The sequence below is a fragment of the Nocardia sp. NPDC003963 genome (assembly GCF_053605105.1).
Window position 1 is genome coordinate 42919 of sequence record NZ_JBSGIP010000021.1, and the last position, 14220, is coordinate 57138.

Below are 14220 nucleotides of genomic sequence, written 5' to 3' on the forward strand. Positions count from 1 at the left end.
GACCGGGACCACGCACCGGAAGGCCAACCGACACCACCGCCGAATGCTTTGCGCGACAATCTATTACAGCACCATGCCGGCGCCTGTTCAGGACTCCGCGGCGAGACGGACGAACGCCGCGGTATCCAGAGTCTCCCCGCGGGCGGTCGGCGCGATACCCGCGGCGAGCAGCCGCCGTTCGGCCTCCGCGGGACTACCCGCCCAGCCGGCCAGGGCGGCCCGCAGCGTTTTCCGGCGTTGCGCGAACGCCAGGTCCACCACTTCGAAAACTCGCCGCCGATGCGCCACATCCACCGGCCACGGCGGTTCGGTGAACCGATCGATACGGACGAGCCCCGATTCCACCTGCGGAACCGGCCAGAACACCTGACGTCCCACCGCGCCCGCCTTGCGCACGGATCCGTAGAAGCCCGCTTTCACACTCGGCACCCCGTACACCCGGCTTCCCGGTTTCGCCGCGAGCCGGTCGGCCACCTCGGCCTGCACCATCACCAGCGCGGTCGCGATACTCGGGAACTCGGCGAGCAGATGCAGCAGGACCGGTACCGCCACGTTGTAGGGCAGATTCGCGACCAACGCGGTGGGTGCCACCGATACCGCGTCCGACCCGATCCGCAGTGCGTCGCCCGGGATGACCGTCAGCCGTGACGCCAGCTCCGCGGCCCGCTCCCGCACCGTCGCGGGCAACTGTCCCGCCAGCACCGGGTCGATCTCCACCGCCAGGACGGCATCCACCACATCCAGCAGGGCCAGCGTCAGCGAGCCGAGCCCGGGCCCCACCTCGAGCACAGTATCCGCCCGTCCGACTCCGGCCGCGGTCACGATCCGCCGGACAGTATTGGCGTCGTGCACGAAATTCTGCCCGAGCTGCTTGGTCGGGCGCACCCCCAAGCGCTCGGCCAGCTCGCGCACCTGCGCGGGGCCCAGCAGAGCGGCCTGGCCACGCACCATCATCTCGGCATCGGACACCGGGAGAACCTACCAACCCGGCGCGGAGCGCGATCTCAGGCGGCGTCGATATCCAGCGAGTACGAATGACCCGCCGGAGCGGAGTTCGCGCGTTCGCTACCGGAGTCGTGCGTGGCGATCGCCGCACCGGCACCGGCGATCAGGGTCAGCAGCACAGCGGCGATGACCAGGTACAGCAGCGGTGAGCGTGAGGAGTTGATCCTCGCAAAGGGTGACACGGTCACGAGACGATAACGAAGCCTATGGCCGCCCACAACCGCTACGAACCCGCCCACCGATATTTCACATCACGCAGCGGCGACCGCGCTCCAGGTAGACGACACATCAACCCGAGCAATTGTGATTCAGATCACTCAAGATCAAGAGGGTTTCAGCCGCGATCGAACCGATACACACGGCGCGCGTTGGCCGTACTGATCTCGGCCAGCTCGACCGGGTCCTGACCACGGATCCCGGCCACCGCCCGCACGGTGTAGGGCAGGCAATAGGGCTCGTTGGGCGCACCCCGATACGGGTGCGGCGTCAGATAGGGCGCGTCGGTCTCGAACAGCAGTTGCTCATCCGGCACCACCCGCACCGCCTCCCGCAATTCGTGGGCGTTCTTGAAACTCGACGTCCCGGAGAAGCTCAGGACATAACCTTCGGCGACACAGGAGACCGCCATATTCGCATCGGACGAGAAACAGTGGAAGATCACCGTCTCCGGGGCACCCTCGTCCAGCAGAACGGTCAGCAGGTCGTGATCGGCCTCCCGGTTGTGGATCATGAGCGGTTTACCGATTCGCTTGGCCAGGTCGATATGCCAGCGGAAACCCTCGATCTGGGTCTCGATATCGGCGCACCCCTCCAGCTTCCCCGGCCAGTAGTAGTCCAGGCCGGTCTCCCCGACCGCGACCACCCGCGGATCGGCAGCCAGTTTCTCCAGCTCGGTCCGCGCGGCCTCGTCGAGCGCGTTCGCCCGGGTCGGATGCAGCGCTACCGCCGCGTACACCCGGTCGTCCCAGTTCGCCGCCCGCACCGCCCAGCGCGCGGCGTCCAGATCATCGGCCACAGTGACCACCCGGCCGACCCCGGCCGCGGCCGCGCGGTCCACCATCTCCGCCACCGATACCGCGTCGGTGGCGCCGCAGGCGTCGAGATGGGTATGCGCGTCGACCAGCGGCGACAGCGGTTCGGGCAACGGCGGCGCGGGGCGTTTCGCGTTCATCGGTTCGCCGCCCGGCACTCGAGCGGACCGCCGAGCAGGACCGGGCCCGCTACACCGGCGGGACGGGACTCACGCATACGATCGAGAAGAGGCACGCGCACCACAGTAGAGACCCGGTGGCGACCCGACGGCGTGGCCGCCGCGCCCGGTCCGCTGCCCGCACGGGATACCCCGCCGAATACGATCCCGGCCCGCGAACCCCTGGCAGTAACCTCTGATGACATGAACACGCAGTCGAGTCGGGTTCACTGCGGTCCTCATGATGGAATCGACACACCATGAGCGCAGTCGATCGCCCCGCCTTCTACCTCACCACGGCCATCGCGTACCCCAACGGTGCGCCGCATATCGGGCACGCCTACGAGTACATCTCCTCGGACGCACTCGCCCGGTTCAAGCGGCTCGACGGGTACGACGTCTTCTTCATGACCGGAACCGACGAGCACGGTCAGAAGATGCAGCAGACCGCCGCCGCCGAGAACATCCCGGTGGAGGAACTGGCCGCCCGCAACTCCGATGTGTTCGAGCGGATGGACAAAACCCTCGACGTCTCCTTCGACCGTTTCATCCGTACCACCGACGCCGACCACCAACTCGCCAGCGCCGCTATCTGGCAGCGGATGCTGGACAACGGCGATATCTACCTCGACAACTATTCCGGCTGGTACTCGGTGCGCGACGAGGCGTTCTACACCGAGGAGGAGACCACGCTGCTCGACGACGGCAGCCGTATCTCCACCGACACCAGAACCCCGGTCACCTGGACCGAGGAATCCAACTTCTTCTTCCGGCTCTCGGCCTATCAGGACAAACTGCTCGCGCTCTACGACGAACACCCGGAGTTCATCGCTCCCGCCACCCGGCGCAACGAGATCGTGAGCTATGTGAAGGCCGGTCTCAAGGACCTGTCGATCTCGCGGACCACCTTCGACTGGGGTGTGCCCGTCCCCGATCATCCCGACCACGTGATGTACGTATGGGTGGACGCGCTCACCAACTACCTCACCGGCGTCGGTTTCCCGGACACCGATTCCGCGACGTTCCAGAAGTTCTGGCCCGCCGATGTGCACATCATCGGTAAGGACATCACCCGCTTCCATACGGTGTACTGGCCGGCCTTCCTGATGTCGGCCGGGATCGAACTGCCGCGCCGGGTCTTCGTGCACGGGTTCCTGTACAACAAGGGCGAGAAGATGTCGAAATCGGTCGGCAATGTGGTCGACCCGGTCGACCTCGTCGACGCCTACGGACTCGACGCGGTGCGCTTCTTCCTGCTGCGCGAGATCTCCTACGGGCAGGACGGCAGCTACAGCCACGAGGCGATCGTCTCCCGGATCAATGCCGATCTGGCCAACGAATTCGGCAACCTGGTCCAGCGCAGTCTGACCATGGTCGCCAAGAACTGCGGCGCGGCCGTGCCGACGCCGGGCGAGTTCACCGCGGAGGACCGGGCGCTGCTCGACCGGGCGAACGGTCTGCTGGAGCGCTGCCGGGCCGAATTCGACGTCCAGCAGATGCATCTGGCGCTCGAACAGATCTGGCTGACCCTGGGCGAGACCAACCGGTACTTCAGCGCCCAGGCGCCGTGGGCGCTGCGCAAATCGGGCACCGAGGAAGATCTGGCCCGGATGGCGACGGTCCTCTACGTCACTCTCGAGGTGGTCCGGATCGTGGCGATCCTCGTCCAGCCGGTACTACCGGGCTCCGCCGCGCGGATCCTGGACCTGCTCGCCCAGCAGGACCGCGAATTCGCCGCGATCGCCACCCCGCTGGTCCCCGGCGTCGCGCTCCCCGCGCCGGAACCGGTGTTCCCGCGCTACGTGGAGCCGAAGACCGACGACTGATCCGGCCCGGATTCAGTCCACCGCGGCGCGGCGGGCGGCCAGCACGGCATCGTAGAGTTCCCGGCGGGAAACCCCGGCTACCTCGGCGATCTCCGCGCTCGCGTCCTTGAGACGCAGGCCCGCCGCGGCGCGCTCCTCCACCTGCGCCACCAGATCCTCCGGATCGACCACGGTGGCCGAGGCGCCCGCCAGCACCACGGTGATCTCGCCGCGCGCTCCGTCCACCGCCCATGCGGCCAACTCGGCGAGGGTGCCGCGAACGACCTCCTCGTAGGTCTTGGTGAGTTCCCGGCACACCGCGGCCCGGCGCTCACCACCCAGCACCTCGACGGCATCGGCCAGGCAGTCCGCCAGCCGGTGCGGCGCCTCGAAGAAGACACACGCCCGCTTCTCCCCCACCAGAGTCCCCAGCCATTCCTTGCGGCGACCCGATTTCCGCGGTGCGAAACCGTCGAAACAGAACCGGTCCACCGGCAACGCAGAAAGCGCCAGCGCCGTGGTCACCGCCGAGGGCCCGGGCAGGCAGGTCACCGGCAGCCCGCGCTCGGCACAGGCCGCGACCAGCCGGTACCCGGGGTCGCTCACCGAAGGCATACCGGCATCGGTGACCAGCAGAACGGTGCGCCCGTCCGCGATCTCGGTCAGCAACGCCGGAATCCGCGCCTCCTCGACATGGTCGTAGAAACTGACCACCCGCCCCCGGATCTCCACCCCCAGCGCGTCGGCCAGCGACCGGGTACGCCGGGTGTCCTCCGCCGCGACGATATCGGCGCTGCCCAGCGCATCCCGCAACCGGAGCGAGGCATCACCGATCGCCCCCAGCGGAGTCGCCGCCAATATCAGCCCGCCGTCGGTCACCACGCTCCTACCCGGCCCGGCCGGTCCGAGCCTGTCGATCCCGGCAGCCTATCCGGGCCTGCGGCACAAAGCCCCGACACCCTGGCATCCCACCTCTCCGGCCCGGCACGCGCGCATCCATGGTCGGGCCCGCCCCGGTCCCGGAGCCGACAGAGCAAAGCGCGACAACCCGAGCACCGGAACAGAGAAAGGGGACCTCAACCGCTCACCCGCCGCCGAAGACAGCGCCCACGACAAGGCGGAACCCACCCCGGATCCGAAACGACAGAGCGAAGGAGCCCAACAGCCGAACACGGACGAAACCCGGCAACCACAAACCACCCACCCACCACCGACAGCGGAACCGACCACAAAAGCAGGACCCACCCCGGCACCGAAGCGACAGACCAAAGAAACCCAGCCACCCAACACAGACGAGAACCCCCATCCACAAACCATCCACCTACCGCCGAAGGCGGGACCGACAGCAAAGGCGGGGCCCGCCCCGGTTCTGGAGCGACAGAGCGAAGGAGCGCAGCGACTGAGCGGCGGAGTGAAGAACCGGGGTTGATAGGGCCCCGCCCCGCGACGCCGAAGGCGGCGCCGATAAACACAGCACATAAGCTCGGGGCGTGACTCAGCTGACCGAATCGCGCCGCGGCGTGGCCTGGCGGCCGCCGCGCACCTGGTCGAGCCCGGCTCCGCTACGGCCCGCACCCGACTTCGGTCCCACCGATACCGCGCGCGGCTGGGTGGTCACCCTGTTCCTCACCGCTATCGCGGCCGTCACCCGTTTCACCATGCTCAACTATCCGACCGACGCCGGAACGCCGGTCTTCGACGAGAAGCACTACGCACCGCAGGGCTGGCAGTTCCTCACCGGCGGTATCGAGGACAATCCCGGCTACGGGCTGGTGGTGCATCCTCCGGTGGGCAAGCAGATGATCGCGGTCGGGGAGGCGCTGTTCGGGTACAACGGCTGGGGTTGGCGGTTCTCCGCCGCGCTGGCCGGGACGATATTGGTTCTGCTCGTCATCCGGATCGTGCGGCGGATGACCCGCTCGACGATGTTGGGTGCGCTCGCCGGGATCCTCTTGATCGCGGATGGAACGACCTTCGTCTCGTCGCGGATCGGGATGCTCGACATCTTCATCACCGTGTTGGTCACCGCCGCGTTCGGCTGCCTGATCGTCGACCGCGACCAGATGCGCGCCCGGCTCGCGAAGGCAGACGCCGAGGGCCGGATCGGCGAGACTCCGTGGGGTCCCCGGCTGGGCGTGCGCTGGTGGCGCTTCGGCGCCGGGGTCCTGTTGGGGCTGGCCTGCGGAACCAAATGGTCCGGGCTGTATTTCATCGCCGCGTTCGGAGTGATGAGCATCCTGTTCGACCTCTTCGCCCGCCGCACCTACGGTGTCCGCAAACCGGTGTACGGCACCGCAGTCCGCGATCTCGGCCCCGCACTGTACGCACTGGTCCTGATCCCGCTGGGGGTGTACTTGGCGAGCTACGCCGCCTGGTTCCGCAGCGAAACCGCGGTGTACCGGTACATGACCGGTAACCCGTCGGCTCCCGAGGACGGGATCGGCACCGGCGGGTTCTGGTCCCATGTGGCGCCCGACGCCCTGCGTTCACTGTGGTACTTCCACTCCCGCACCCTCACATTCCATTCCGAGCTCACCAATTCCGCCGGCAACCATCACCCGTGGGAATCCAAACCGTGGACCTGGCCGATGGGGTTGCGGCCGATGCTGTACTACTACGCCGACGACGGCGTAACCGGTTGCGGGCAGACCGAATGCGTGAAAGCCGTCATGCTGGTGGGCACCCCCGCCCTGTGGTGGATTTCGTTACCCGTGCTGGCGTGGGGCATCTGGCGCTGGATCGTGCGCCGCGACTGGCGGTACGCCGCCGTGCTCACCGCGTACGGCGCGGCCCTGCTGCCCTGGTTCCTGACCCTGGACCGGCAGATGTACTACTTCTACGCGGTCACCCTGGCCCCGTTCCTGGTGATGGCCGTCGCGCTCGTGCTGGGCGACGTACTCGGCACCGCCAGACGTCCGGTCGCCCGCGGACCGGGCGGCATGTTCCTACCCACCGAACCGAGCGAACGCCACAGCCTCGGCCTCTTGGCGGTCTGCCTCTACCTCGGCCTCGTGATAGCCAACTTCATCTGGCTCTGGCCCATCCTCACCGGCCTCCCCATCACCACCGGCAACTGGCAGGACCACCTGTGGCTCCCCAGCTGGGGCTGAGCTGTGCTTGATTGCGCCGCCTTCGGCGTCGCGGGGTGGGGCCCTATCAACCCCGGTTCTTCACTCCGCCGCTCAGTCGCTGCGCTCCTTCGCTCTGTCGCTCCAGAACCGGGGCGGGCCCCACCCACTGAGGTGGACCATCCGGAGAACGCGGGAGGTGTGGGGTGGTGACCGTCAGGGAGAGGGTGGCCCTGTCCGGCCGGGTTATGTGCCCAGGGCGACTCGGACGTAGTGGATCGCCGCCTCGGCGTCGAGGCCCAGCCGCCGGATGGTTCCGATGTATTCCGATGCCGCCCGGCCCGCCGCGTCGGCCGTGGGGTCACCCGAGGAGGCGATGAAAGAGCCCAGCCGGCCGCGGGTTTCCAGGACCCCGTCCTGTTCCAGTTCACGGTAGGCTCGGGCCACCGTATTGGGGGCCAGGCCCAGTTGCGCCGCCAGGGCCCGCACCGTGGGGATCTTGGTGCCCGCGGCCAGTTCGCCCGCTCGGACCCGGGCGATGACGGCGAGCCGCAGTTGTTCGTACGGCGGGACGCCCGAATCGTGGGACACTGTGATCTCGAGCATGGCTCGTTCTTACCGTATCCGGCCGGATTTCATACCGGATCCCGAGCAAGCGGGCAGGAGAGGCAGCGCGGCCCACCGCGACCCGAGCCCAGTTCCGAACCGGGGATACGCAGTACTTCGATGCCGGAGTCCTCGAGCCGGGCATTGGTCATCTCGTTGCGTTCGTAGGCCACGACGACACCGGGTCGCAGGGCGAGGGTGTTGTTGCCGTCGTCCCACTGTTCGCGTTCGGCGGTCACTCCGTCGAGTCCGGTGTCGATCACACGGAGTTTGCCGATACCCATGGCCGCCGCCGCGGCGGGCAGGAACGGCTCGGGTCCGGTGACCACACAGCCGTCGGAGTTCTCGTCCGGGCGGATCGTGTACGCGGTGAGGCTTTCGCGCACACCCGGATACATCACGACCGCGTCGGTATCGACCATCGTGCACACCGTGTCCAGATGCATCGTGGCACGGTTCTGCGCGATCGGTACCACCAGCACCGTATCCGCCAGCCGGTCGTCGAACAGGCTGCGGGCCAGCGCTTCCGCACCCGCGGGGGAGGTCCGCTCACCCACCCCGACCGCGACCACCCCGGGTGCCAGCAGCAGCACATCGCCGCCTTCGATCGGCGCGGTATGCGATTCGTAGGCTCGCCGGACCCCGAGGAACCGCGGGTGGAAGGCATAGACGAGATCGGTGAGCGAGGTTTCCCGGGCACGGGCCGGAAGTGCCAGCGCGGTGATGGCGACCTTGGGCCCGACCCAGAACGAGGAGTCGCGGGTGAACAGCAGGTTCGGCAGCGGATCGATGACGAAATCGCCACCCTGGTGCATCCGGCGGACCAGCGAGGTGTTGTCGCCGGCGAAGGGCAGTTCGTCGAAGGTCATCCCCGCCATGAGGATTCGTGCCAGATCCGGGGCCGGCACCCCGCGCAGGTAACCGGCCAGATCGTCGGCGAGGGTGTGCCCGAGCCGGCGGGCGTGGACGGCGGCGGAAATGCCCTGGATGCGGGCGGCGCCGCTCACCTCGAGTGTTTCGGTGAGCACATCGGCCACCAGTAGGACCTCGACTCCGCGGTCGCGCAGAACCTGCGCGAACAGGTCGTGTTCCTGCTGGGCGCGTTCGACCCAGGGAATTCCGTCGAACAGCAACTGGTCGTTGTTGCGCGGGGTGAGCCGGCGTAGCTCGTCACCGGGGCGGTGCAGTAGTACGGCGCGCAGGTCACCGACTTCACTGGTCACCCCGTAGGTGACGGGGAAGGTCCGGTTCTCGTCCCGGGCCCGGCCGGCCGGGGCCGGATCGGGTACGGCTTCTGGTCCCATGTCCCGACACTAGTGCTCGAACGGATCGCGGGCACGGCGACGCCCGTTCGGTTCGCGGGGCAGTTGCCCCGAATCCGCCCCGGCCTCCAGCAACCTGAAGTATTGTTCAGATAAAGGAGGAGTATCGATGCCGACAGCGGATTGGAAGATCAAAGAGCTGACCCCCGGCCAGCTTTCCGAGCGTAGCGGAGTAGCTGTGTCCGCGTTGCATTTCTACGAACGCGAAGGTCTCATCTCCAGCCGCCGGACCAGCGGAAACCAGCGGCGTTACACCCGTGAGACACTGCGCCGGGTGGCGTTCATCCGGATCTCGCAACGGGTCGGCATCCCACTGAGTGATATCCGGGCCGCCCTGGACCGTTTGCCGGAAGGTCGCACACCCACCCGCCGAGATTGGGAGACGCTGTCCACCGCCTGGCGCGAGGACCTGGACGAGCGGATCACGCAGCTGGTCCGGTTACGCGACAATCTCACCGGATGTATCGGTTGCGGTTGCCTGTCGCTGGGTAGCTGCAAACTGGTGAACGAGTACGACCGCCTCGGTGCCGAGGGCCCCGGCGCACGGGTGCTCGATGTTCACCTCAACTGCCCGGAGCCCGGCCACGACGATTGCGACGACCTGCTCAGCGCGCTGCCGGAGCCTCCGGATTCGCTGTGCTCTCCGTTGGCAGATCCCGATTCACCGACTGCTTCAGCGTGCTGAACTGCGTATTGGCCTGCCGCATGAGCAATTCGTAGGGAAAGGCGAATTTCCGCTTCCACCAGTACCCGAAGCGGATATCGAAGGAGCTGTACACCAGGAACCGGTTGCGCTCGATCCCCTTCAGGATCACCGCGGCGACCTTTTCCGGCGCCACCGCGTGCCGGGTGAACAGCGAGGTGACCTTCTGTACCCGTGGATGTTCCTTGTCCACGCCGACCAGATCGAACGACCGCACCAGCGGGGTGGCGACCGCGCCCGGCGTCACCACGTGCACCGAGATCCCGTGCTGGGCCAGCTCGAAACGCAGTACCTCGGACAACCCGCGCAGCCCGTACTTGCTGGCGCTGTAGGCGGCGTGCCACGGCAACGCCAGCAGACCGGCGGCCGAGGACACATTCACCAGCGCCCCGCCCTGACCGGCCCGCACCATCGGCGGAACGAACCGCTCGATGATATTGATGGGGCCCAGGAGGTTGATATCGATCATCCGCCGCCAGTGCCGGATCTCCAGGCTGTCCACCGTGCCCCAGACCGAGGTCCCGGCGATATTCATCACCACGTCCACGGTGCCGAACTGCTCGTGCACCCGGGCGGCGAATTCGGCCACGGCGTCGTAATCGGTGATATCGAACGCCTCGGCGATGAGTACGGTGCCACCGCCACGTTCGATCTCGCCGACCGTATCCGCCAGCCCCTCGGCATCGATATCGGTGAGTACGAGCCGCGCGCCGCGCGCCGCGCAGGCCAGTGCGCTCGCCCGGCCGATACCGCTGGCCGCGCCGGTGATCAGCGTTTTCGCGTTGTGTACCGATTTCCTGCGGTCGACCCGCCCCATGCTGATACTCCCGATCGTCCGACTCCGCTGTCGGCAGCAGCCTACCGATCCGGAGGCCGCCCGGCGCGGTGGAACCGGCGGATGCGCCGTTCTACAGCAGGGCACACCCGAGTCCACCGACGAACTCCTCGGCCCTGTCCCGCGCGGCGACCGGCGCGCCGATGTAGTAGTCCGTGGAACACGCACCGACCGAGAATGATCATCGACCACAGGACCGCGCGCCGAGGAGCACCGAGATGCGACCGCTGATCACCCGGAAACGAGTGCTGCTCGTTCTCGCCGTCACCCTGACCGCCGTTCTCGGTGCCGCGGGCACCGTCGGCTACCTCACCTTCCTGCGATCGCCGGTGGATGCACCGGCACAGGCCTGCCGGGACGCGCCGCGGGACCGGCCCGTTGTCGTGGCCGCCGGAGCCAGCATGACCCGGGGAACTCTCGGGGCGGACTGGGTCGGCGAGCTCCGGAAAAGGGAGGAGTTCGGCGGTTACCGATTCGTCAACGCCGGAGTCAACGGCAATACCAGCGCGGACCTGCTCGATCGGCTCGATACCGATGTCCTGGACTGTCATCCGGACGCGGTCATCGTCCTGATCGGCACCAACGATGTCCGCGATGACGTCGCACTCGACGACTACCGCGACAACCTCACCGCGATCGTCGACCGCATCACCGCCGCGGGCACAGCGCACGTGGCGCTGATGTCGCTGCCCCCACTGGGCGAGGACCCCGATGACGAGATCAACCGGCGATCGACCGGATACAACCGGATCATCACCGAAACCGCCGCCCGCACCGGAGTCGACTACCTACCCCTGCACGAACGGATCGCCGGCCTCGTCCGGCAACACGGCGACCCGAGCGTGCGGTACGACTTCAGGTTCACCCTCGCCTTCACGGCCGCCGCGCAGCACTATCTGTTCGGCCGCAGCTGGGATCAGGTGGCGCAGAGCCGGGGTTCGGACCTGTTCGTCGACGGCATCCATCTCAGTGATCGCAGCGGCGCCGTGGTCACCGAACTCACCGCGCGCTGGCTCACGACAACGATGCGCTGACCCGGCGACCCGGCCCCGGTGCGGCATGCCCGGGTGAGGCGACGGAGCGAGCCCGTCACCTCACACATCCCAGGGGTCCAAGCCGAATTCGGGCACCGTGTGATCCAGATTGGCCAACCGTTTGACCGAGGCCATGAGAGCTTCTCTGTTCGGGTGCGTGGGGTTGTTGCTGAAGGCGCGCGCGATCGCGTAGTGATCCGTGGCCACGCGGTGGGCGATGGCGGTACGGGTGGCCCGGCCGACCGAGTTCCATTCTTCGGGGCTGATATTGGCCCGCAGTGCTCGGTCGGAATCCCAGTGCCGCTCGACTCGCGCGATGAAATCGTGGTTCAGTACCGCGCCCGGGTCCGGTGCCAGGGTGTGGCGGGACAGGCTGTCGGCATCGGCCACCGCCTGCGCGGCGAAGGCCGCCTGCGCGTCGGTCCCGGCATGGTTCATCACCGCGCTACCGGAGGCGACGGCCTTCTGGAGTGGTGCGAAACCGTACGGGTTGCGGGATCTGGTCTCGTCACGGACCGAACGTGCCCGCAGTGCCTGACTGACACTGTCGTGGCTCGCCCCGGCGTCGAGCAGTACGGCCGACATGAACCTGTAGGGCACCCGGTTGTTGTCGAGATACTTGATCGCGCGGGCGAGCCCGAGTTCGGTATGGATACCGCCCCATTCGTCGCCTTCGCGCCGCGCCAGCAATCGCCAGTTCTGCCGGGACATCGAGGCCCACTGATGCCCTTCCAGCCGACTGGCCGCTGTGGCCACATTGACCCGGTCGTTGCGCATCTTCCCGAGCGCCAGCGGGCTGAGCGGGTTGAGGGTCCGCCCGACCAGCCAGGCCGTCAGCGGCGAGGAGTTCACTGTGTTCAGGGCCGCGAGGCTCGCGATCGCACTCATCCCCGACCCACCGCCGGATCCCTTACCGCCACCGCCCATACCGAGTGCGGTACCGCCGGACCCGCCGCGCGCGCCCTGGATCGTGAGCGAGAACCGGTTGGCGATCCAACTCGAACCCCGATCCAGCCCTTTGGCCAGCCGCCCGAACTGCAGGACGGCCACGGCCTCCACCACCGCCGCGGTCACGATGACCGCGAGTACCTGACCACGCGCCTGCTGGAACAGATTCCCGAGAAACAGCAGATAGACCCCGATGAACACCGTGTACGCGCACAATCGGGCCGCGGCGACAGCCGAGTTCACCAGGTTGCGGATCAAAAAGGTCTGGGTGGGCCCGAAGACGAATCCGCCCGCGGCGAATCCGAAGATCGCCAGGAACCCCTGCAGGATCGCGTCCAGCGCGGCCCGCATCAGCCGGTAGGCCAGCACCACCGCGAACAGCAGCAACACGGCTGCCGAGACCAGCAGCAACAGACCGGTTCCGATCTGACCCGGGCCCGGGTGCACGGTGGCCGCCGCGACATCCCCGCACGCGCGCAGAGCGCGCTGCGCCCGGTCGGTATCACCGGTGGTCACCCCCGAAGACCACGCCGCGGCACAGGAGGATCGGTTGTCCAGGACATGACCGAAATTCCACACCTGCACCGGGCGGCGCGCGAAGTTGTCGGCCATATCACCCTGGAGTGTGCTCACCGCCATATCCGGATCCCGGTTCATCGAGCCGTTCAGGCCGGACGCGACGGCCAGCCCGACATCGCGACCCTGGGCCAGCAGCCCCTCGGAACCCAGCGCGGTCGCCAGTGGATCGGCCAGGAAGAGCGGCCCCAGTACTGCCACAGCCAGCATCGTCACCGTCTGGATCACCGCGCGGGCGTGGAAACCGCGCACGATGAACCAGGCGACGAAAAAGGCACCGATGGTCGCCGCGGTGATCAGGACGGAAGGAGTCGCGAGCTGAGCGGCGAAGGCGCCGGCGGTACCGCGTAACGCGTCGGCGAAAAGATCCAGCCAGGCGAAACTCAGGGCGAATCCGATGAACCAGATCGCGCTGGTCACGATGATCATGTAACCCACGAATTCCAGGCCGACGATCGTCCACACCACCGTCGCGCCCGGGTCGAGCAGGCTCCCCTTGTCGCTGATGTAGGTGTAATCGGCGAGGGCGACACCGAAGGAGTCCTGGACGTTCATCCAGGCGACTCCGTCGATCCGAGCCGACGCGCTCGCCCCGTCCTGCGCGACGGCCACCGCACCCAGCGCGCCCGGTAGCACGGTCAGTACGAAGAGTCCGGCGAAGCTCCAGAGGAGCCGGCGACCCCACTGCACTGCCGGTCGCGGTGTATTGCTCCCGCGCTCACCCCGCATGGCCGTCGATCCGGTCAGCCGGCCGCGCGTTTCGCGCGCTCGACGGATGCGGGCAGGGCCCGCCGATCTGGTCTACCGGTCATGCTGGCATTGGTATCGGCGCCGAATGAAATTCAGCTGAACTGGTAGTGGCGGATCGGGCCCACCACGATGAATTACGAAACAATAACTGGAAAAATTCCCAGTATTGAGAATGGAGGTAGAATGCCGAATTCTACCGGGAGTAACGGTAATTCGTCCGACGAGTCCGATTACTCCCGAATTGCCCGACCCTGGCGCGAATGCGGGCCCGCAGTTCATCATGATGGGTTTCGGCCCCGCGCACACCGAACAGCGACGCGCCGCCACCGCTCCGGGAGCGGCGCCACGATGTCCGGATACGGGCAGTGGACCGGCACCA

Annotated in this window: 12 protein-coding genes; 4 read left to right on the forward strand and 8 right to left on the reverse strand. The window is 67.5% G+C overall.

All coding sequences use genetic code 11. The features are described 5' to 3' along the window. Window positions 1-87: 87 nt before the first annotated feature. The 3 genes from rsmA to ACWEWT_RS25685 all read right to left on the reverse strand — a co-directional run bounded on the left by rsmA (window position 88) and on the right by ACWEWT_RS25685 (window position 2176). On the reverse strand, window positions 88-954 hold the full coding sequence (gene rsmA, locus ACWEWT_RS25675) for a 16S rRNA (adenine(1518)-N(6)/adenine(1519)-N(6))-dimethyltransferase RsmA (protein WP_452562716.1): 867 nt from the start codon (window positions 952-954) through the stop codon (window positions 88-90). Between the two features lie 50 nt (window positions 955-1004). Continuing rightward, window positions 1005-1187, reverse strand: coding sequence for a hypothetical protein (locus tag ACWEWT_RS25680; protein WP_452562723.1), 183 nt, complete (start codon window positions 1185-1187; stop codon window positions 1005-1007). Window positions 1188-1339: 152 nt separating this feature from the next. Next, the gene (locus ACWEWT_RS25685; protein WP_452562630.1) at window positions 1340-2176 is read right to left on the reverse strand and encodes a TatD family hydrolase; all 837 of its coding nucleotides are present in this window, start codon (window positions 2174-2176) and stop codon (window positions 1340-1342) included. A gap of 278 nt (window positions 2177-2454) precedes the next feature. On the opposite strand from ACWEWT_RS25685, the gene metG reads away from it, so the two are divergent. Further along, on the forward strand, window positions 2455-4020 hold the full coding sequence (gene metG / locus ACWEWT_RS25690) for a methionine--tRNA ligase (RefSeq protein ID WP_452562631.1): 1566 nt from the start codon (window positions 2455-2457) through the stop codon (window positions 4018-4020). Window positions 4021-4032: 12 nt separating this feature from the next. Here the strand turns inward: metG and rsmI are convergent, their stop codons facing one another. Beyond that, window positions 4033-4878, reverse strand: coding sequence for a 16S rRNA (cytidine(1402)-2'-O)-methyltransferase (rsmI, locus tag ACWEWT_RS25695; protein WP_452562633.1), 846 nt, complete (start codon window positions 4876-4878; stop codon window positions 4033-4035). Window positions 4879-5489: 611 nt separating this feature from the next. Between rsmI and ACWEWT_RS25700 the strand changes: the two genes are divergently transcribed. Next, the gene (locus ACWEWT_RS25700) at window positions 5490-7109 is read left to right on the forward strand and encodes a dolichyl-phosphate-mannose--protein mannosyltransferase (protein WP_452562635.1); all 1620 of its coding nucleotides are present in this window, start codon (window positions 5490-5492) and stop codon (window positions 7107-7109) included. A gap of 204 nt (window positions 7110-7313) precedes the next feature. On the opposite strand, the gene ACWEWT_RS25705 is transcribed toward ACWEWT_RS25700, so the two are convergent. Both ACWEWT_RS25705 and ACWEWT_RS25710 read right to left on the reverse strand, forming a co-directional pair. Then, window positions 7314-7673, reverse strand: a complete 360-nt coding sequence (locus ACWEWT_RS25705; protein WP_452562636.1) for a GntR family transcriptional regulator — start codon at window positions 7671-7673, stop codon at window positions 7314-7316. Between the two features lie 29 nt (window positions 7674-7702). Continuing rightward, window positions 7703-8977 (reverse strand): arginine deiminase, encoded by a 1275-nt coding sequence (locus tag ACWEWT_RS25710; protein WP_452562638.1) that lies wholly within the window; start codon window positions 8975-8977, stop codon window positions 7703-7705. A gap of 127 nt (window positions 8978-9104) precedes the next feature. Here ACWEWT_RS25710 and soxR point away from each other — a divergent pair, with 127 nt between their 5' ends. Continuing rightward, entirely contained in the window at window positions 9105-9680 is a 576-nt protein-coding gene (gene soxR, locus ACWEWT_RS25715; RefSeq protein WP_452562640.1) for a redox-sensitive transcriptional activator SoxR, read from the forward strand. Here soxR and ACWEWT_RS25720 read toward each other — a convergent pair. Then, window positions 9601-10515, reverse strand: coding sequence for an SDR family oxidoreductase (locus tag ACWEWT_RS25720; RefSeq protein ID WP_452562641.1), 915 nt, complete (start codon window positions 10513-10515; stop codon window positions 9601-9603). The genes soxR and ACWEWT_RS25720 overlap by 80 nt on opposite strands. 236 nt (window positions 10516-10751) lie before the next feature. Here ACWEWT_RS25720 and ACWEWT_RS25725 point away from each other — a divergent pair, with 236 nt between their 5' ends. Continuing rightward, a complete protein-coding gene (locus ACWEWT_RS25725; RefSeq protein WP_452562643.1) occupies window positions 10752-11567 on the forward strand; it encodes an SGNH/GDSL hydrolase family protein in 816 nt (271 codons plus the stop codon). Between the two features lie 60 nt (window positions 11568-11627). Here the strand turns inward: ACWEWT_RS25725 and ACWEWT_RS25730 are convergent, their stop codons facing one another. Then, window positions 11628-13820: a hypothetical protein gene (locus ACWEWT_RS25730; RefSeq protein WP_452562645.1), complete on the reverse strand. Its 2193-nt coding sequence runs from the start codon at window positions 13818-13820 to the stop codon at window positions 11628-11630. Window positions 13821-14220 lie beyond the last annotated feature (400 nt).

Excerpts from the sequence above, each read along its gene's own strand:
- ACWEWT_RS25720 (WP_452562641.1), bottom strand. The coding sequence starts at position 10,515 with ATGGGGCGGGTCGACCGCAGGAAATCGGTACACAACGCGAAAACGCTG.
- ACWEWT_RS25705 (WP_452562636.1), bottom strand. The coding sequence starts at position 7,673 with ATGCTCGAGATCACAGTGTCCCACGATTCGGGCGTCCCGCCGTACGAA.
- ACWEWT_RS25725 (WP_452562643.1), top strand. The coding sequence starts at position 10,752 with ATGCGACCGCTGATCACCCGGAAACGAGTGCTGCTCGTTCTCGCCGTC.
- rsmA (WP_452562716.1), bottom strand. The coding sequence starts at position 954 with ATGATGGTGCGTGGCCAGGCCGCTCTGCTGGGCCCCGCGCAGGTGCGC.
- metG (WP_452562631.1), top strand. The coding sequence starts at position 2,455 with ATGAGCGCAGTCGATCGCCCCGCCTTCTACCTCACCACGGCCATCGCG.
- ACWEWT_RS25730 (WP_452562645.1), bottom strand. The coding sequence starts at position 13,820 with ATGCGGGGTGAGCGCGGGAGCAATACACCGCGACCGGCAGTGCAGTGG.
- ACWEWT_RS25685 (WP_452562630.1), bottom strand. The coding sequence starts at position 2,176 with ATGAACGCGAAACGCCCCGCGCCGCCGTTGCCCGAACCGCTGTCGCCG.
- soxR (WP_452562640.1), top strand. The coding sequence starts at position 9,105 with ATGCCGACAGCGGATTGGAAGATCAAAGAGCTGACCCCCGGCCAGCTT.
- ACWEWT_RS25710 (WP_452562638.1), bottom strand. The coding sequence starts at position 8,977 with ATGGGACCAGAAGCCGTACCCGATCCGGCCCCGGCCGGCCGGGCCCGG.